Here is an 18621-nt window from a genome sequence, read left to right as displayed (position 1 = left end):
TCATTTATAGTAGGTCTCACAACTTAACGACAAGGATTGTTACTGGTCAAGCAGGCGATACCTAAACGATTGGCACCCCATCCATTTTGGATGGCCATTGCCCTCCGTTTAGGTATTTTTTTGTTTTCAGGGGCAGTTCGACCACAAAGGAGAATGAACATGGATCATAAAAAAATGGGAGATGACATCGTACGCCTCGTCGGCGGTGAAGCCAATATCAACGGACTTGTCCACTGTGCGACCCGGCTGAGGTTTAACCTCAAGGATTCCAAAAAAGCCGAGCGCGAAACGCTTGAAAAACATGATGGCGTAATTACCGTTGTGGAAAGTGGTGGACAATTTCAAGTTGTGATCGGGAGTCATGTTGCTCATGTATATGCAGAGATTATGAAGAATCGGGATTTTGGAGGAGAATCCTCCTCCACCGCAGAGACAACAGGTGAAAAAACCTCGGTCTTATCTAAAGTTTTTGAAATTATCTCGGGAAGCTTCTCTCCGTTAATTCCAGCCATGGCGGGATCAGGCATGTTGAAAGCTCTGCTGACCGTTCTAACCATGCTTGGCTGGATGTCAGACACCAGTGATACCTATCTTATTTTATCCGCAGCCGGCAATGCCGTATTTTACTTTCTGCCTATCTTCCTCGGCATTACGCTGGGCATGAAGCTGAAAGCCAATCCTTATGTCGCCGGAGTCATCGGTGCCGCCCTGCTAGAACCGAACTTTACCGGATTGATGGACAAGGGTTCCGATGTATCGTTCCTGGGCATACCTGTCGTCATGATGAACTACTCAGCCAGTGTATTTCCGATATTCATATCCATCAGCATCTATGCCCTTCTCGATAGGCTGCTGAAGAAAATCATTCTGAAGGATCTGCAATTGTTCCTGGTTCCAATGATTGCCCTCATGATTATGGTTCCTCTGTCTGCGATGGCCTTTGGTCCATTTGGCACCAACGTAGGAGACTGGATTTCCTCTGGTGTAACGTGGCTCATTGACGTCAGCGGGATATTATCAGGGATTGTCCTGGGCGGATTCATGACCTTCATGGTCATCTTCGGTCTCCATTGGGGATTCACTCCGATCACGATCCAAAATATCGGGGTTGGCGGAGATCCAATCGAAGCGATGGCTGCTGCAGCCGTATTTGCCCAAATCGGTGTTGCATTCGGTATTTTCCTGAAAGCCAAAAAAGATAAAACGCTCCGCACACTTGCAGGCTCAACGAGCCTTACGGGATTGCTCGCAGGTGTGACGGAACCTATCGTTTACGGATTGGTTCTACGTTATAAACGCGTCATTCCAATCGTTGTCATCGCAGGTGCAATCGGTGGTGCCATTAATGGTCATTTTGGCGTTAAAATGACGGCATATGTGTTCCATAATATTTTTGCTATACCGGTATACACACCAACCGTAGTTTACGTCATTGCAATTGTTTGTTCCTTCGCCATTGCCGCGGTATTAACCGTCATGTTCGGGTACGAAAGCAAAACCAAGGCCACCGTTGCAGAAGTCAAGGAGGACAATGATACGAACACAGGTGCAATGTCCGAAAGTAAAACGAAAGAAGTTTCTGCTGCTCCAGAGGTAAAAACTGCCGAGGTCAAAAAAGAGCAAATTCATAGCCCACTTACGGGCAAAGCTGTTGCTTTGAGTACGATCAACGATCCTGCCTTTTCCACTGGTGCTATGGGCAAGGGACTAGCTATCGTACCCGAGATTGGCGAAGTTGTTTCTCCCGTGGATGGCGTAGTCACTTCACTCTTCCCAACGGGGCATGCCATCGGGTTAACAACAGGCGCGGGCACCGAGATTCTGATTCACATCGGGATTAATACCGTTGCGCTAAAAGGCAAACATTTCACTCCTGTCGTGCAGGAAGGTGACATCGTCAGACAGGGCGATCTGCTCATTCAATTTGACATTGAACAAATTAAGCAGGCCGGGTACGAAACTGTCACTCCAGTCATTGTTACCCTCACACAACACGAGGTGGATGTATTCGAAACATCCCAGGAACATGTACTGAAAAATGATGTCCTGCTCACTCTTGTTGTCTGATCAGCTTACTTATTCAAAACTCAACTAGGAGGAACGAACAATGAAACATACTCAACTCAAACCATTTCCCAAAGACTTCTTCTGGGGAGGTTCAACGTCAGCCTATCAAATCGAAGGAGCCTGGAATGAAGATGGCAAAGGTCCTTCCGTTATTGACATGGGAAACCATGTGGAAGGTGTAACCGACTTCAAGGTGACCAGCAATCACTATCATATGTATAAGGATGATGTGGCCCTGCTTGCAGAGATGGGTTTCAAAGCCTATCGCTTCTCCATCGCCTGGACGCGGATCTATCCGCAAGGCGCAGGCGAGGTTAATCCCAAAGGACTTGCCTTCTATGACTCACTAATTAATGAACTGATCAAACACGGTATTGAACCAATTGTGACCATGTATCACTTTGATCTTCCTTATGCGCTGGAAGAGCAAGGCGGCTGGTCCAATCGGGCAACAATCGATGCCTTTGAGCAATACGCCAAAACCCTGTACGAGAACTACGGGGACCGGGTCAAGTATTGGCTGACCATTAATGAACAAAATATGCTCATCCTGCATCCTGGCTCTTTGGGCACACTGGATGCCACGATGATTGATCCGCAAAAAACACTGTATCAGCAAAATCATCACATGCTCGTCGCGCAAGCCAAAGCAATGGTCCTATGCCATGAGATGCTTCCAGGTGCGAAGATCGGTCCGGCTCCCAATATTGGCGTGATCTATCCGGCAAGCTCCAGACCGGAAGATACCCTCGCGGCCGATAACTATGCAGCAATCCGCAACTGGCTCTATCTCGATATGGCCGTATACGGTCGCTACAATCATATTGCCTGGAGTTATCTTGAAGAGAAAGGGTATACTCCGGTCATTGAGGATGGCGACATGGATATTCTGGCTCAGGGAAACCCTGATTTTATTGCTTTTAATTACTACACTTCGCAGACCGTCGGCGAAAGTCTGAATGATGGTAATGATTTCTCCCACACAGGAGATCAGCATGAAATTGTGGGTGAACCTGGTGCATACCGAGGATCTGTGAATCCAAATCTGCAGAAGACCGAGTTTGGATGGGAGATTGATCCGGTGGGCTTCCGCTCCACTCTTCGTCAGATTTATTCCCGCTATAACCTGCCATTGATCGTTACAGAGAATGGTCTCGGCGCTTTTGACAAGCTGGAAGAAGGCGACGTGGTCAACGACCCTTACCGCATTGAATTTTTCAATAAACATATTGAACAGATTCAACTGGCCATCACGGATGGTGTGGATGTATTTGGTTTCTGTCCTTGGTCTGCGATCGATCTGGTGAGTACACATCAGGGGTCCAGCAAACGATATGGATTTATCTATGTGGACCGCGAGGAATTTGATATTAAGGAGTTAAGACGTATCCGTAAACAAAGCTTCTATTGGTATCAAAAATTGATTGAGACCAACGGTGAAGTCCGTTAATCATAGCATCCAAAATAAAACCAGTCGATTACACAAAGTATCATGTGTAACCGACTGGTTTTTTAAAGCTCTTCATCCCAGTTATTAATAACGGATTGCAACTACATTTCCGTCTTCGCTTGCCCTGCGGGTCTAACCCCTCTGAGAACCCGGAGGGATAACAGGAAACAGATCGCCAGAACAGCAGCAGCTGAAACATATGGATAGTTGATATTTACATCGAACAAGGCACCAGCCACAATCGGACCTGCGATATTACCCAAGCTTGTGTAGGCGGAGTTCAATCCAGCCACGAAACCTTGCTGTTCCTCTGCCAGTTTGGACATCTGCGTGCTGATGGCAGGACGCAAAATATCCATCCCCAGGAATACAATAAAGGTGACCACCAGGATGAGCCAGTACGTGTGCACAAACAGGGTTAGCAGTACAAATACCGCCACAAAGAACAGACATACCGAAATCACTTTCTTCTCCCCAAACTTGTTCAGCAGCCACCCGATCAGGGATACCTGTACTACAGCACCCGCGATCGAGCCGAATGTAATGATAAATGCAATATCCTTGGTCGTGAAGCCGAATTTGTGATCCACAAACAGAGAGAATACTGTCTCATAGTTAGCCAGGCCAAACGCCATGACAAATACGATAATCAGACTGAAGAAGTAAGGTTCCCGGTAGGAATTCAGCAGCTGGGATACCATGCCCGGCGTTTTGGCTTTTGCTGCACCAGGGGCGGGTTTACTTGCTTCTCCAGTGCTTCTTGTCGATTCCGGCAGGATAATCAGGGTAATAATCGCTGCCAGCAATCCGGCAACCCCTGCCGCATAAAATGGAATCCGAATACCGAAATCCGCGATATATCCACCGATACCCGGCCCAATAATGAATCCGGTCGTAATGGCTGCATTAATCAATCCCATCCCCTTGCCGCGCTCTTCTTCCGTCGTAATATCTGCGGTGTAGGCCATAATGGAAGGGAAAATCATCGCTGCACCAACCCCGCCGAGCATTCGGGCTGCGAAGAGCAGTACGGGGGCATTGACCGCACCAAACATGAATTCCGATACGGCAAAAATCAGCATACCACCGACAATGATCTTTTTACGGCCGAATGAATCGGACCACCTGCCCGCTACTGGAGAAAATAGAAACTGGGTAAAGGAAAATGCCGCGACCAGCAAACCAACTGTGAACCCCGTGATATGCAGCAGATCCATGTACGCAGGCATGATTGGTACGACCAAGCCAATACCTGTAAATACGAGAAAAATATTAAACATCAACAGCAGGAGTGCGCCCCTGTTTCTTGTCAGTAATGCCATGATTGTATCCTCCGTAAATTGTCAAAATGTTGCTGTTTATATAGATGAGCAAACGTATTGTTTCATGGGTGTCGTGAGTGTGTTCAAACCATCTTAATCCTTGCTTATGGAGATTCCATGTAAGAATACATTTGCTGCTTGGCGATATAAGGCCACGGCCTCTTCCGACTTCATCCCGCGGGACAATTGGCTAAGTCCAATAATGGCACTTTCCAGAATCAGCGCCAGATGATCGACATTGTCTTCCTTAAACTCACCGTTCTCAATGCCCTGCTGAACCAATTGTCTGTTGAACTGGATATGCCGCTCGAACATCAAGGCAATGCGTTCCTCAATATCGTTCTCCTTCTTTTCCCCCGTGAAAAACTCATCGGCTGCCTTCGTCAGCGGGTGATTCATGTCATCCAGAACAAGCTGCTCCATCAGTCCATGGATTTTCTCCGTAGATGTCTTATAGAGATGTTCCTTGGAAGCCCAGTTCTCTTCCCATTCCCGATCCCACTCATCAATCAGATAGAGAAACAGGCCTTCTTTACTCTTAAAATGGTAATAAATATTTCCTTTGCTGCTGCCAGTCGCAGCCACAATATCTTCAATGGACGTCGCTTTATAGCCTTTTTGTACAAAAAGAGCTCTTGAGGCATCCGCAAGTTTTTTCTTGGTCTGCTCGGTTTGAAGTTGCTTTTTGTTCATCCCATCACTCTCTCTCTTACATACTGAACATTCGTTCTGTATTTTAACAGATCGCTGGAATTTTAGCAATACAAAAGGAGAATGGCCCGGATGCCGATTCTCCTGTGATTTAATTATTTAATCTTTTTTCCCTGACCATGCAATATTTTCAACTGACCATTCTCGTAACCGAGCTGATACGTTACCTTGTACTTCGAGGTCACATATTCGCCGTCCCTGCGTTCATCTGCCGTAATGGTAGCCGTAACTTCCATCTCATCATTCCCATTAGTGGAGGAAGAAATTCCGCTAATCGTTACATAGCTTGTATTCAGGTATCCTTCACGGAACTTGGCATAACTCGTACCGCTCTGCCATTCACTGCCCAGCAGTGCATATGCGGTAACATAATCACTCTCGTTCAGACTCAGATAGAAGCTGGTCACCAATCCCTCTGCTTCAGCAGAGGTTCCGGATGCTGCCTTGTTACCTCCACCATTCGTTTGTACCACCGTTGTCGCGTTGGGCTTCTCGGACCAGGCCTGAACCTGCTTCAATACACTGGTGATTGGAATGCTGAAACCAATGCCGCCCTCCTGCTCCACAACAGCCGAATTAATGCCGAGTACTTCACCTGTCTCTGCGTGGATCAACGGTCCCCCGCTGTTACCATGGGTAATGGGAGCCGAGATCTGATACAGGTTACTGTAAATGTAAGGCGGAATCTCGAAGCTCCGGCCCACACCGCTAATAATACCTGTGGTCACCGTATTTTCGAGCCCTAACGGACTCCCCAATGCCAATACCTCGTCCCCGGTCTCGGCTTTGGATTTGGCGATGGTTAGCGGCGTAAGCTTTTGTAAACCTGGCACTCGGATGACAGCGACATCCGTCTCTTCCCCGATTCCAATCACCGTTCCTTGATATTCTTCATGGTTAAGTGTGCGGACCGTTACCTCTTTGGAGCCTTCCACCACATGCGCGTTGGTTATCACATCGCCTTTGTCATTGTAGAGAAATCCCGAACCCAGCCCGCTGCCGCTCTCAATCGTGACCACCTTCTTCTGGCTATCTTCAATGATCTGTTTGCGTGTCTTCTTCACATTGGAATCGGAAGCCGTCTTGGCTGTCGTCGTTTCTGCTTCCTGCGCTGCGACGACAGCCAGTCTGGGGCCACCCTGCAGCTGATTCTCCGAATGCTGATGTATCCAGAACACGCCTCCTGCTCCGGCACCAATAATGATGGCACAGGATATGATCGTACTCCATGTTCGTTTGGCCATTCCAACCTGTCCTCCTATTCCAGATACCACGTTGCATTCACAACAGAGACTTGTGCTTCCTCGTACACACCATAATAGTAGGTTTCGAAGAAACCTTCTTCGCCCACTTCCAGCCAGCTTGGATACACATCGACATAGGTCTGACCCAGATAGGTGCCATCTGTTCCATAGATATCAACCATAATCGTAACGGAGGAGATCGGTCTCGTCGCATTGTTTACGATTGAACCGCTAATGTACAGGTCTCCATAGTTATCCAGTGCCGCATCCACGTTTACGACGCTTACGGCAGCCGTCCGATTTTTCAAATCCTCTTCGGCAGCCTGCTGCTCAGCCAACTGAATCCGTTCCGCTTCCGCTTTCTCAAACGCCTTTTTCTCACTCAGCACCCGCTCCCGGTATGCGGTAAGTTTGTCATCCTCCGGTGCGTAGGACAGTCCTTGATCCACGGTCTGCAGAGCAGCCGTAAAATCCTTCTTCTTCACTTGCTGTTCAGCCTGCTTATAACTAATCCCCGCCAGCTTGTCGATAATTTGTTTCTGCACGGCCTGGGCTTCATTGCCTTTCAGCTTCGACACTGTATCCAGCTTCTCCGCAAGAGCCTCTACAGTGGTCAAACCATCGATTTCCTTCTTCACCTTCAATACGGAAAGTGTAACCTTTCTGTTGTTCAATGCTGCTCGCACCTTGCCAAAAACGGGTTCCTCCCGCTCTTTCAGTTCTTTGGTTACCTCCTGAATGGTTTTATCCCCTGCGGACAGCTTGCCCGTCTTCAAACTCACCGCTGCTTCATCTAACTGATTCATCAGATTGGACGCTTTCGCCGTAATCTGGCGATCCTGAATCAGCGCATTGTAGTTCGGGCGTTTGGCGATGGCCGTATCCAGCAGCTGCAGAGCTTCTGCATATTCCCCGTTCAGCGCAGCCTTTTCCGCTTGTTGATGCAGCGATTGTACCTCTGCATTCACACTGCTCTCCTGGTTGTAATAATACGTCAGCAGGGCTCCCATCACCGCTGCCAGCAGCAATGGGATAATCCAGCTGAATGCGCGCCCCGGACCTCTATCGTTCTGCTTGGGTGCAGGCTGCTGTTGTCTCGATAACGAATGATCGGTGTCTCCCGTTCCGGTCTCCAGACCCACTGCCGTTTCGGCCCAAATCTGTTCCTCTGTAGAGCTTGGATCTAATAATTTCGTTCTACACTTTCTGCACGTGCTATCCCCCGGACTGCTTTTGGTCCCACATACGTGACAATACACCCTGATCCCTCCATCAAAAAGAACGTATGTATGTTTGCTGTTTTTACATGAATCGACACTTATCATATAGCAAAAAGGTAAAATACACCATATGTTATTCCAATGTAAATGGTGCCTTGCCATGGACATAAAAAAAGAGATACCGCCTGACGGTATCCCTTTGCAATTCACCCCTATTGTCCTGCACGTACCCGAATGTTGCCCAGTTCATTCGCATTGATGGCAAATGCATTTCCGCCCTGTCCAACAGAAGCTTTGGCAGACTGACGAGCCTGGAATTTTAAACGGCTTTTGTCCACCTCTACCCGGTTAACCTGTTTCGCATGCTTCTGTCTCTTTCGTGTGCTCATCGTACCATCCCCCTAAGATGATATATTCCGTAAAGTTACGTTGCTCCAGATCTGCTCATCAATCCCCCCGAGCGACCCGTTTATCTTTTGCTCGAAGAACGACGGCCCTTCTGCTTCTTGATCTGTATATTTACGGCGTTACTTGCGAGCACATTGCCTGTCTCGGCATACCCTTTGGCGGTTTGGTGGATCTGTATGACAATATACTGCCTTTTCCCCACACGGTAACGATAACTTTTCACGTTTGAACGAGTCATGGCCATCTCCCTGTCAATCAGTTTTGAAACCTGCGTTATCCTATTCATGTCCATATCGATCTGGATGTGTGAATGTGTAGTTTTATAGAAATAGACAAAAAACCTCCCTACTATATCGTAGGGAGGCGTGATCTATCCATGTATGTTCTACTCTACTCTTGTGTTGGAAATGCACTGAGGTCCATATAGGTAACTTCCCAGAGGTGATCATCCGGATCCTGAAAGCTCCATCCGTACATGAAGCCATGATCCTGGGGATCATTATATGGCTTGCCGCCAGCATCCAGAGCAGCTTGGACGATGGTATCCACCTCTTCGCGACTATCCACCGATAAGGCTACAATGACTTCTGCCGTACTCGCCGCATTCGAGATGTCTTTCGAAATAAAGGATTGGAACCGTTCCTCCACCAGCAGCATGGCATAAATATTGTCTCCAATGATCATGCAGGTAGCAGATTCATCTGTAAAATTCGCATCAAACTCAAATCCTACGTTGGTAAAAAACTCAACCGATCTCTTCAAATCCTTGACAGGTAAATTGACAAAAATCTGCTTGGCGCGAACAGCCACCATCGACCACCTCAATCCAATAGAGTAGATTCTACCATAAAATAACATCCCGAATATGACCTGTCAACGCCAAGGTTTTACGGAGTCAATTCCAGCTTCTCCAGGAAAGGCTTGAGCTTATCCACCACATAGTGGCTGCCGCCCCGGCCGTTCACGCCTTCAATGACCGCCGAGATCAGGAAGCTGGGGGATTGCGTGTCAAACACAACAACGAATCCATTCTCCAGGCCATTTTCGCCCTTTTTCGCCTTCAGCTCGGCCGTGCCGGTCTTGGCCGCCAGCTCTCCTGAAAGCGAGTTCAGCGCATGAGCCGTTCCTCCCGAACGAGACACCACCTGAACCAAAGCATCCTTGACCGTGTTCGCAGCCTCAGGGGTAATAATCACCTCGGGTTCAGAGGTTTCTTTCCCTTCAATCAGAACAGGCTTTACCATTTTTCCTTCATTAATAAAAGGAGTGAAGGACGACGCCAAATGAATCGGCGACATCAGCATTTCGCCCTGTCCATAGGACGTGTCGGCAAGCAATACCTCAGAGGCCAGATCCAGATTCGCTTCATTCGCGTATTGGCTCGGCTTCAAATATAGTTCATCCAGGCCGAAGTTATCTCCAAAACCAAATTTCTGGATTCCTTCTATAAACCGTTCGCTGCCCATCTCCAGCGCCTCTTGAGCAAAGTAGATATTATCCGAATAGACCAGTGCATCAACCATATTTACCGGAGTTAAACTTTTCACCCGCTTGACATAATATCCGCCCCAGCTCTCATCCTTGCGCCATTGCAGACCGGAGATCTCATGGGTTTTATCCGCCGTTGTGACCTTTTCCATTAGTCCCGCTGCTGCCGTAATTGCTTTGAAGGTTGAACCTGGTGCATACCGATTGGTGAATCGATTGATAAAAGGAAGCCGTTCATCTGCTGAATACGCGTCCCACTCCGCCTGAGTGAGTCCTGTGACCATTTTGTTCGGATTGTAGGCGGGTGCACTGGCCAGGGCGAGCAGGTGCCCATCGGCCGGATTCATAAGCACGGCCGCTCCGGCATCTCCTTCACTCGCTAACGCCTTGTACAGTTCCGACTGCGTTTCCGCGCTGATGGTCAACTGCACCTTTTGTCCGTTTACTGCGTCCTTGCGAATGAGCTCCGAGAGGACTTTGCCGGCTTCGTCCGTGATTTCGATTACGCCCCCGCGTTCGCCCCGGAGCTGCTTCTCCATTGACTGCTCCAGACCGGCTCTTCCGATCCAATCCTCGGCACGGTAATATCCTTCCGTATCCTTCTCCAGATCTTCCTGAGTAACCTTGCGCACATAACCAATCAGATGTGCAGCCGATGCACCAAGCGGATAATAGCGGATTTCCTTGGACTGTAGCTTTACTCCACTTAATTGTTCAGGAATATTGTAATCCTCAGTTGAACCGATGGGGACAAAATACTCCGGCTTCACCCACTTTTGGGACAAGGCGTTGTTAATCACATCTTCTGACACCTTATAATGTTTCGCAATTCGGGCAATCATTGCATCCGGGTTGTCACCCAGCTTCTCCGGCACGATGCCCCACTCGTTCATCGTTCCCTTGGTAGCCAGAGGCAAACCGTCCCGGTCCACGATATCACCGCGTTCCGGCAGGAGTGTCCTCACCCTGACTTTGCTTCCTTTAATCATGTCGCTCAGGATCATGGAAGGCTGCCAGTTAATCCGCCACACTTTCGTGCCGTCCTCGGTCTCCTGCCGGACAAGCTTGAGCGTCTGTGTCTCGTTTACCTCCCCAAGGAAGGTTGTTAGCTGCAAGTGATAATCCACTTCATAGGCATCCGGATTCTGATCCGATTTGCCCGTGTTCTGCTCCCCTTTGTCCTTATTCTCTGATGTACTGCCACTTTCCGCCGTATCCGTTACCTTGGGCTTCACTTCCGCCTTCACGGCTGAGACCTCCATTCCCGAATAGATGGCACTGTACTTTTCTACAAACTGTTCCCGGTTCATCCCGGACTCATCCAGCGACGCTGGCGTCATTAATGTATATAGCTGATCAAATTCCTGCTTCTGCAGATGCTGTATGTATTGGTCTACGGTTGCCTCTGGTTTCGCTTCCTCTGCCTTGCTGCTTTGCATGTATAAATACGCTCCTATTCCGCCAGCAAACAGAAGGGGGAGCAAGCCATATATGATTTTTCGTTTTGATTTTTTCATAGTCAGATCACCTCTACTATATACTATAGATTTCCAGAGCCCCTGAAACAATGGAACAAATCTGACGAATTTATCATTAAAAATAGCCGAATGCTCACATAATATGTTTAAATAAGGAGAGTGAAACTACAGGCAAAGGAGCCCGATGATGGAAATCAGCTATTTTTTACTCCCCAAAGACGAAGTGGCTTATATCAAGTCCTCCGCTTCCATGAAGGAAGCACTCGAACAGCTTGAAGCACAGCATTATACCGCCATTCCCGTGATTGATCAGGACGGAAAATATGTTGCGACCCTGTCCGAAGGCGATTTGTTATGGAAAATGCGGAGCACCCCCGGACTGACGTTTGATAACATGGATCAGGTTCAGGTGCATGAGATCAGCAACCGGGTATATAATGAATGCGTCTTCATCAAGGCTGAAATGGAGGATATGCTGACGCTGGCAGCGGACCAGAATTTCGTGCCTGTAGTAGACGTGGACCGCGTCTTCCTTGGCATTATCCGGCGCAAGGATATTATTGAGTATTACACGCGCAATATTTCTGATTAATGTAATGAATGAATGCCACCTGCGGTTTTCCCTGCAGACAGATGTAAAAAGGCGAGCGCCTCTGCTCGCTTTTTTTGTTGCCCGAATTATTCCTATTACTTCCTCATCATCTCTTCTGTCACTTCGTTCTCAAGCTATTTTAGTATCAGAAAACAACAAACATATTGCGCATTATTCGACAAATAACTACAATAATTATCACTATACGGCATATCCGAGGAGATAAATCGCGTTATTTTAACATTACACTGCGAGGGTCCTACTGTTTTTTTCAGAATTTGTTCAGAATGCTTTAGTACAATAAGCTCGTCCTTTTTCAGTGCGGCTCCAATTCAGAAACATCAGAGAGAGGTATTCCATTGAATTATTTAAGTACACGCAACAAGATTCTGGTCACAGCTACAGTGATCATGTCTTGTATTTACGTCATTTGGCGTACATTCTTCACCATTCCTTTCGGCCATGGCCCTCTCGCCGTGACCGCTGGTCTTGCCCTCCTTATTGTTGAACTCATCGGCATGTTCGAACTGGCCGTCCACTTTTACAATATGACCCGGCTTGAATACCCTGAGCTTCCCGTAGTAGACGAGTCGTTATATCCGGATGTGGATGTCTTTATTGCGACCTACAATGAACCCACTTCCCTTCTCTTCAAAACGATTAACGGCTGTCTCAATATGGATTATCCCGACCGTTCCAAAGTACATATCCATCTGTGTGATGATTCCAATCGTCCCGAGATGCGGAAGCTTGCCGACCATCTGGGCATTAACTACCTGACCCGGACAGAGCACAAACACGCCAAGGCAGGTAATCTCAACAACGCCATGAAACATACTTCTTCCCCCCTGATCGTCACCTTTGATGCCGACATGATTCCGAAGCATGATTTTCTGACGTCCTGTGTACCGTATTTTCTGACAGGAGAAAAGATCGGTTTCGTGCAGACACCGCAAAGCTTCTACAATCCCGATCAATTCCAGTACAATCTGTACTCCGAGAACCGGATTCCGAATGAGCAGGATTATTTCTACCGTGACGTGCAGGTTGGACGCAACAAATCCAATTCCGTGATCTACGGAGGAACCAATACCGTGCTCTCCAGACAGGCATTGGAAGACGTAGGCGGCTTCTACACAGGTTCCATTACGGAGGATTTTGCAACAGGCATCGAGATGCAGAGCAAAGGGTATCGCTGCTTCGCAACCAACAAGGTACTGGCATCCGGGCTTGCCCCTGGCGACTTGAAGAGCTTAATCAAGCAGCGTCAGCGCTGGGCACGCGGTTGTATTCAGACAGGCAAGAAGATGAATCTGCTGTTTAAGAGAGGTTTGAGTTTTGCCCAAAAATTAAATTATATCTCTTCCATAACCTATTGGTATTCCGGGCTGAAGAGATTGCTGTATATCATGTCGCCGATTCTGTTTGCCGTCTTCGGCATTCTTGTTGTGAAATGCACAATACTTGAAATTTTGGTATTTTGGCTGCCGATGTATCTCCTGACCAATACCTGTCTACGCATGCTGTCGGGCAATATTCGAACAACCAAATGGACCAATGTCTATGAAACCATCCTGTTCCCGTCCCTGCTGCCTGCTGTCATTCTGGAGACGCTTGGCATTACGATGAACAAATTCGTCGTTACCCGAAAGGACGGTGCGCAAAATGATGATCGGAACTATCAGATTAAACAAATGATTCCCCATCTGATTCTGGCTGTCCTATCCATCATTGGTATCGTGAACTGCATTCACTGGACGTTCAATCAGGGTACCATCGGTTTCCTGGTCGTGCTCTACTGGCTGCTGATCAACTTCTATAACATTATGATGTCCATCTTCTTCCTGGCCGGACGTAAAGTGTTCCGAAACCACGAGCGTACACTCGCTTCTGTGGACTGCACGATTACGACCGAAGGCGAGACGATCTCCTGTTTGACTCATGATCTCTCCGAAGGTGGAATATCCGTGATGCTCGAAACACCGAAATATATTCCGAGTGATATGGAGGTCGGCATCAAGCTGGTTAACGATCGATATGCAAGTGAATTTACAGGCAGGGTCGCTCACGTTGCATCCATCGGCGATCGCTGGAAATATGCTTTTATCATCAAGGAAATTACAGAAGAGCAGCAGCGGCAGCTGCTGCACATGATCTATGACCGCGAGCCTACGCTTCCTCAGAAGCTGGACAAGGATATCAGTACGTTCGAGGACATTCGCCTGAACTTTGTGCGCCGGGGGCAGAGTGAGTTTATGTCCAACCGGAAGCTGGCACGTATTGCAGTCAACCGTACAGTGGACACGCCAACGCATGGAGCTGTTACCCTGCTTGATTTCAACTATGAATATGTTCTGCTGGAGACATCACGCCAAGAATTGAGCTATGAGATCGATCTGCCCATTGGCGACGACCTGACACTGGAGTGTGTATGGGTACAATCCCTGCGGAACAAACGAGGTAACCTGTACCGGGTGACCAACATCCAGGACATTGCCCGTAATCAGCAGATGCATACCCTCGAGGCTTTGTTTACGCAGTGGAACAGGGAGCAACGGCAGACAGGTCGGCCAAATGTCATAACCAAAGACAAAAACGTCTCGAATGATGAACTCAACGAGATGGCTTATTTATAGAGCGGGAGGCAGAGTACACATGATCAAGAAGTGGAAACAACTTATACTTGCCGCCAGTTTCGCTGCATTATGGAGCCTGCTTCCAGTCCAGGCTGTTCAAGCAGAACAGCTTAAGCTGAGCGGAAGTACGCTTCATGAATGGAATAACGGGACCCAAGTAGATACCCATATGGATAAGAACGGCAGTGTACAGATTCAAACCTCTACCGAGGGACTCAAAAAAGGCTACTATTCCGCTTACATCTATGAACTGCGGAACAGAGACTGGTCAAGCTACGGTGCATTGACCTTCTCCATTCGCAATGAATCGGAGATGACATTGCCGTTCAATGTCGTTATCACACGGGCAGATCAGAGCTCCCTTACCTTAGCGGATAACCGAAATGTGATCGTCGTTCCGAAGGCAACCAAGAAAGCCACATTGGTTCACCCTTCAGCAGGTCTGATTGAACTGGAGCCAGGCTTTGTCGGGCAGATCCGCATCCCCTTCTCCAGTCTGATGGTTCAGGACAAGGCTAAGACGGCAGGTCAGGTCAAGCTGGGCAAAATCACCGGCTGGGGCATTACGACGACCACCACCGAGAATGCCAAGCTAAACTTACGGGTCGGAAACATCAAACCGGTATCCCAGAAGCAAGCCGCTGCAGAGAATGAGCTAACCACGCTGCAGATCACGGGCGAAGAGCGAATGGTGAAGCCGGAGGCTGGTGAATCGATTGCACAATATGAAGTTCGCTCTTCTTCCAGCAAAGGGATTTCAAAGGCATCCTTTCAACTGGATAGTCCTGTGCAAGGGGCATCCATTACACCGGATGGCTTACTTACACTCCAGCCTGCCGTTCAACCTGAAAGTCTCACCATACGCGCACTCGTGAACGGAAAATGGAACCTGACCTACACCGTGACGGTGGAGCGCTCGACAGCCATGAATGTACAGGAGAAGGATGGGACGAAGCGTGCCATTCCGTCTCCTGATCAGGTCACAAAGGTGGTAAACCCCACCGATCCGCTGATGAAGCCGTGGATGCAGTGGCTTATCCGCATCATCCTGTCGGCAGCCGGCATTCTCACGCTTGTTGCCTACGGACTCTGGCGAAAAGGCAGGATCTCGCCTCGCGCCCAAAAAAGGCGTTCCCGCCGGGAGCAGCGCCGGGCAAGACGTCCATTCAGCATGTAGCTAACGAAGGCAGACTATGCCATATCCCTGGATGCGGCATAGTCTGTCTCTACTTTGCGTGAACGCATGCTGCATTCTTATATGATCCTCAAGGAGGAAAGGCAGTGCTCTTTTCCAGTGTCGTTTTTTTATTTTATTTTCTGCCGCTTGTACTGGGGCTCTATTACGTACTGAGATTCTCGGTCACGCTCAAAAATATGCTGCTGCTTGTCGCGAGTTTATTCTTCTATGCTTGGGGTGAACCCTGGTTCGTCCTGATCATGCTTGCCTCCATCTGTTTCAACTATGTCTTCGCTCTGCTCGTGGACAAGTTCAGAGAAAAGCGCAATGCAGCCTATACCATCATTACGATGATGCTGATCGTCAACCTCGGCATGCTGTTTGTGTTCAAATATCTGGCTTTTGCCCTGCGCATTGTGAACGAAAATACGAGCTTCGGACTCAGCATTCCGAACATCGCACTGCCGCTGGGTATCTCATTCTTCACCTTCCACGGCATCTCTTACGTCATTGATGTCTATCGTGGACACGGCGCTGTGCAGAAAAATCTCTTTTACGTCGCACTGTACATCTCCTTCTTCCCACAGCTCGTTGCCGGACCGATTCTGCGGTACAACACGATTGCAGATCAGATGGTGAACCGTAAAGAGAGCTGGGACAAGTTCGCGGTAGGCTGCTGCAGGTTCGTTGTGGGCTTGGGCAAAAAGGTGCTGTTATCCAACAGCATGGCTATTGTCGCTGATCACATCTTCAGCATGGGAGGCACATCCGAAGTGTCCTCCAGTTTGGCGTGGCTTGGGGCGATTGCCTATACGCTGCAGATTTATTTCGACTTCTCCGGGTACTCCGACATGGCCATTGGTCTGGCATTGATGTTCGGCTTCAAGTTCGAGGAGAACTTCAGATATCCGTACATCTCCAGATCCATCACCGAATTCTGGCGCCGCTGGCATATCTCACTCGGTACCTGGTTCAAGGAATATGTATACTTCCCGCTGGGCGGTTCCCGCGTTACCAATAAAGATAAAATGATTCGCAACCTGCTGATCGTCTGGGGACTTACCGGCGTATGGCATGGTGCGGAGTGGACTTTCGTTGTGTGGGGATTAATTAACTTCGCATTCATCGCGCTGGAGAAAATCTTCAGTTTTGACAAAGGAACACGCTTCATCCCGCTGCGGCATCTCTACGCTATGTTTATCGTTATGATTGGCTGGGTCATCTTCCGGTCGCCGGATCTGCTGCAGGCAGGTCACTATCTGGGCAATATGTTTGGACTATACGGCAATGGATTTTGGAGCGATACAACAGGGATGTTCCTCAAGGAATATGCATTCTTCTTCATTCTGGGTATCCTGTTCTGCATGCCAATTGCCACCCGGATGAACAAACTCATGGTCGATGGCGCCCGTTTCCGCAAACCGCTGGAGCTCGTCTATCCGCTGACGATCATTCTATTATTCCTGGTCTGCGTATCGTATCTGGTTAAGGGTACATACAATCCATTTATCTATTTTAATTTCTGAGAGAAGGCACACAAGCATGCATAACTTTCTTGCCAAAAAGAGAATCACCGCTTTCCTCTTCATTCTCGTGTTGGTGACGCTCTCTGTTCTGAATATCATTCAGTCCTTCGGCCCGATCAAGCAAACACTGGCCTCCGGAGACTACGATATCTCTGAAACCAAAGGACTGATCCACCAGCTGGATGCGGACATCAATGAACATGTCTTCGAGAAGTTTGGTTTCGTGGAGGCCTATGGATATTTGCAATCCCTGATGTGGAAAAACGAGGAGAACAACTTTGAAGTTGTCAAAGACATGGAGGGCAAGCTGCACTATACCTATTTTGCCACCGGGCCAACGTATACGAAGGATCTGTCCGACCGGGTTGCGGCGCTTGGAGCGCATTTGGATCCACAAACGAAGCTGACTTATGTCATGACTCCGGACAAATACGTGCGTGGCTATACCACGTTACCGGAAGGCCTTCCGTACAACTATAACAATGAGACTGCAGACGGCTTCCTAGCCAATCTGAAACAGGACGGCATTGATACCCTTGATCTGCGGGAGGGATTGCTGGAGAGCGGCATTCCGCCGGAGGATCTGTTCTTTACAACCGACCATCACTGGAAAATCAGGACGGCGTTCTGGGCCTTCATCCAGCTCGTGAATCATATGGACGGCATGTACTCGAAGTCGCTGGACCCGGATCATTATTTCACGGATATCCGTAACTACAATGTGATTCCATATGAAGACATCTTTATTGGATCGCAGGGCCGCAAGGCTGGTAAATACTTCGCGGGTGCAGATGACTTCGACCTGATCTATCCGAAGTTCAAAACGAACTATTCCTTCTATTTCAAGACAGGCGAGACCGAAGCTGCACTTAATGGACGCTTCGAGGATGCGCTGCTCACCACGTATCCACTTAATGTGCAGGGAGCCACGTACGATCTGACTGCGGACAAGTATTTCACGTATCTGTACGGCAATCAGGGGATCGTTCATGTGGTGAACAAGGACAACCCGAAAGGGCTAAAAGTCATGTTCATCAAGGACTCCCTCGCCGTGCCGATGATCTCCTTCCTGTCCACGGTCGTGTCCGAAATCTACGTCATCGATCCGAGGTATTATACTGAGGACATTATGGATTTTGCCAGCAAGACCGAGCTGGATCATGTCTTTGTATCCATCTCGCCACAGGATCTGGTGGAAGAATTTTTCCCTTACGGGGCGAACAATTAAGTCAGTGAACGATCGTACGATCAAATAAAAAAGGGTAACCCACAGCCAATCATGATTTGGCAGACCGGGTACCC

At 48.5% G+C, this 18621-nt stretch carries 15 protein-coding genes; 7 read left to right on the top strand and 8 right to left on the bottom strand.

The window, feature by feature from the left end:
- The first annotated feature begins 159 nt into the window (after positions 1-159).
- Both CHI14_RS11600 and CHI14_RS11595 read left to right on the top strand, forming a co-directional pair.
- Positions 160-2067 (top strand): beta-glucoside-specific PTS transporter subunit IIABC, encoded by a 1908-nt coding sequence (locus CHI14_RS11600; protein ID WP_095288602.1) that lies wholly within the window; start codon positions 160-162, stop codon positions 2065-2067.
- Between the two features lie 40 nt (positions 2068-2107).
- Positions 2108-3517 carry a glycoside hydrolase family 1 protein gene (locus tag CHI14_RS11595; RefSeq protein WP_095288601.1) on the top strand — a complete coding sequence of 470 codons (1410 nt, stop codon included), beginning with the start codon at positions 2108-2110 and terminating at the stop codon, positions 3515-3517.
- Between the two features lie 101 nt (positions 3518-3618).
- Here CHI14_RS11595 and CHI14_RS11590 read toward each other — a convergent pair whose 3' ends face one another.
- The 8 genes from CHI14_RS11590 to pbp4 form a co-directional block, all read right to left on the bottom strand.
- Positions 3619-4839: an MFS transporter gene (locus tag CHI14_RS11590; RefSeq protein WP_095288600.1), complete on the bottom strand. Its 1221-nt coding sequence runs from the start codon at positions 4837-4839 to the stop codon at positions 3619-3621.
- Positions 4840-4932: 93 nt separating this feature from the next.
- Entirely contained in the window at positions 4933-5532 is a 600-nt protein-coding gene (locus tag CHI14_RS11585) for a TetR/AcrR family transcriptional regulator (RefSeq protein WP_095288599.1), read from the bottom strand.
- A gap of 113 nt (positions 5533-5645) precedes the next feature.
- Positions 5646-6794 carry a trypsin-like peptidase domain-containing protein gene (locus CHI14_RS11580; protein ID WP_095288598.1) on the bottom strand — a complete coding sequence of 383 codons (1149 nt, stop codon included), beginning with the start codon at positions 6792-6794 and terminating at the stop codon, positions 5646-5648.
- Between the two features lie 14 nt (positions 6795-6808).
- The gene (locus CHI14_RS11575) at positions 6809-8053 is read right to left on the bottom strand and encodes an FxLYD domain-containing protein (protein ID WP_095288597.1); all 1245 of its coding nucleotides are present in this window, start codon (positions 8051-8053) and stop codon (positions 6809-6811) included.
- A 173-nt stretch (positions 8054-8226) separates the two neighbouring features.
- Positions 8227-8403, bottom strand: coding sequence for a hypothetical protein (locus tag CHI14_RS29980; protein WP_170948103.1), 177 nt, complete (start codon positions 8401-8403; stop codon positions 8227-8229).
- An 80-nt stretch (positions 8404-8483) separates the two neighbouring features.
- Complete coding sequence (locus tag CHI14_RS29975; RefSeq protein ID WP_164764254.1) at positions 8484-8660, bottom strand: hypothetical protein; 177 nt, start codon at positions 8658-8660, stop codon at positions 8484-8486.
- Between the two features lie 152 nt (positions 8661-8812).
- A complete protein-coding gene (locus tag CHI14_RS11570) occupies positions 8813-9232 on the bottom strand; it encodes a VOC family protein (protein ID WP_095288596.1) in 420 nt (139 codons plus the stop codon).
- 77 nt (positions 9233-9309) lie between these two features.
- Complete coding sequence (pbp4, locus tag CHI14_RS11565; RefSeq protein WP_095288595.1) at positions 9310-11427, bottom strand: penicillin-binding protein PBP4(5); 2118 nt, start codon at positions 11425-11427, stop codon at positions 9310-9312.
- A gap of 148 nt (positions 11428-11575) precedes the next feature.
- On the opposite strand from pbp4, the gene CHI14_RS11560 reads away from it, so the two are divergent.
- The 5 genes from CHI14_RS11560 (at position 11576) to CHI14_RS11540 (ending at position 18547) form a co-directional block, all read left to right on the top strand.
- Entirely contained in the window at positions 11576-11980 is a 405-nt protein-coding gene (locus tag CHI14_RS11560) for a CBS domain-containing protein (RefSeq protein ID WP_095288594.1), read from the top strand.
- Between the two features lie 359 nt (positions 11981-12339).
- The gene (locus CHI14_RS11555; RefSeq protein ID WP_095288593.1) at positions 12340-14616 is read left to right on the top strand and encodes a glycosyltransferase; all 2277 of its coding nucleotides are present in this window, start codon (positions 12340-12342) and stop codon (positions 14614-14616) included.
- 19 nt (positions 14617-14635) lie between these two features.
- Positions 14636-15793 carry a hypothetical protein gene (locus tag CHI14_RS11550; RefSeq protein ID WP_095288592.1) on the top strand — a complete coding sequence of 386 codons (1158 nt, stop codon included), beginning with the start codon at positions 14636-14638 and terminating at the stop codon, positions 15791-15793.
- Between the two features lie 104 nt (positions 15794-15897).
- The gene (locus CHI14_RS11545; RefSeq protein ID WP_095288591.1) at positions 15898-17319 is read left to right on the top strand and encodes an MBOAT family O-acyltransferase; all 1422 of its coding nucleotides are present in this window, start codon (positions 15898-15900) and stop codon (positions 17317-17319) included.
- Positions 17320-17335: 16 nt separating this feature from the next.
- Positions 17336-18547 carry an alginate O-acetyltransferase AlgX-related protein gene (locus CHI14_RS11540; protein ID WP_095288590.1) on the top strand — a complete coding sequence of 404 codons (1212 nt, stop codon included), beginning with the start codon at positions 17336-17338 and terminating at the stop codon, positions 18545-18547.
- The last annotated feature ends 74 nt before the right edge of the window (positions 18548-18621 follow it).

Source organism: Paenibacillus sp. 7516 (assembly GCF_002272715.1).
GTDB classification, from domain to species: Bacteria; Bacillota; Bacilli; order Paenibacillales; family Paenibacillaceae; genus Paenibacillus; species Paenibacillus illinoisensis_A.
The sequence above is the reverse complement of the archived record's forward strand: the minus strand, read 5'-3'. Positions and strand labels throughout refer to the sequence as shown.

Excerpts from the sequence above, each read along its gene's own strand:
- CHI14_RS11600 (WP_095288602.1), top strand. The coding sequence starts at position 160 with ATGGATCATAAAAAAATGGGAGATGACATCGTACGCCTCGTCGGCGGT.
- CHI14_RS11595 (WP_095288601.1), top strand. The coding sequence starts at position 2,108 with ATGAAACATACTCAACTCAAACCATTTCCCAAAGACTTCTTCTGGGGA.
- CHI14_RS11590 (WP_095288600.1), bottom strand. The coding sequence starts at position 4,839 with ATGGCATTACTGACAAGAAACAGGGGCGCACTCCTGCTGTTGATGTTT.
- CHI14_RS11585 (WP_095288599.1), bottom strand. The coding sequence starts at position 5,532 with ATGAACAAAAAGCAACTTCAAACCGAGCAGACCAAGAAAAAACTTGCG.
- CHI14_RS11580 (WP_095288598.1), bottom strand. The coding sequence starts at position 6,794 with ATGGCCAAACGAACATGGAGTACGATCATATCCTGTGCCATCATTATT.
- CHI14_RS29980 (WP_170948103.1), bottom strand. The coding sequence starts at position 8,403 with ATGAGCACACGAAAGAGACAGAAGCATGCGAAACAGGTTAACCGGGTA.
- CHI14_RS29975 (WP_164764254.1), bottom strand. The coding sequence starts at position 8,660 with ATGACTCGTTCAAACGTGAAAAGTTATCGTTACCGTGTGGGGAAAAGG.
- pbp4 (WP_095288595.1), bottom strand. The coding sequence starts at position 11,427 with ATGAAAAAATCAAAACGAAAAATCATATATGGCTTGCTCCCCCTTCTG.
- CHI14_RS11560 (WP_095288594.1), top strand. The coding sequence starts at position 11,576 with ATGGAAATCAGCTATTTTTTACTCCCCAAAGACGAAGTGGCTTATATC.
- CHI14_RS11550 (WP_095288592.1), top strand. The coding sequence starts at position 14,636 with ATGATCAAGAAGTGGAAACAACTTATACTTGCCGCCAGTTTCGCTGCA.
- CHI14_RS11540 (WP_095288590.1), top strand. The coding sequence starts at position 17,336 with ATGCATAACTTTCTTGCCAAAAAGAGAATCACCGCTTTCCTCTTCATT.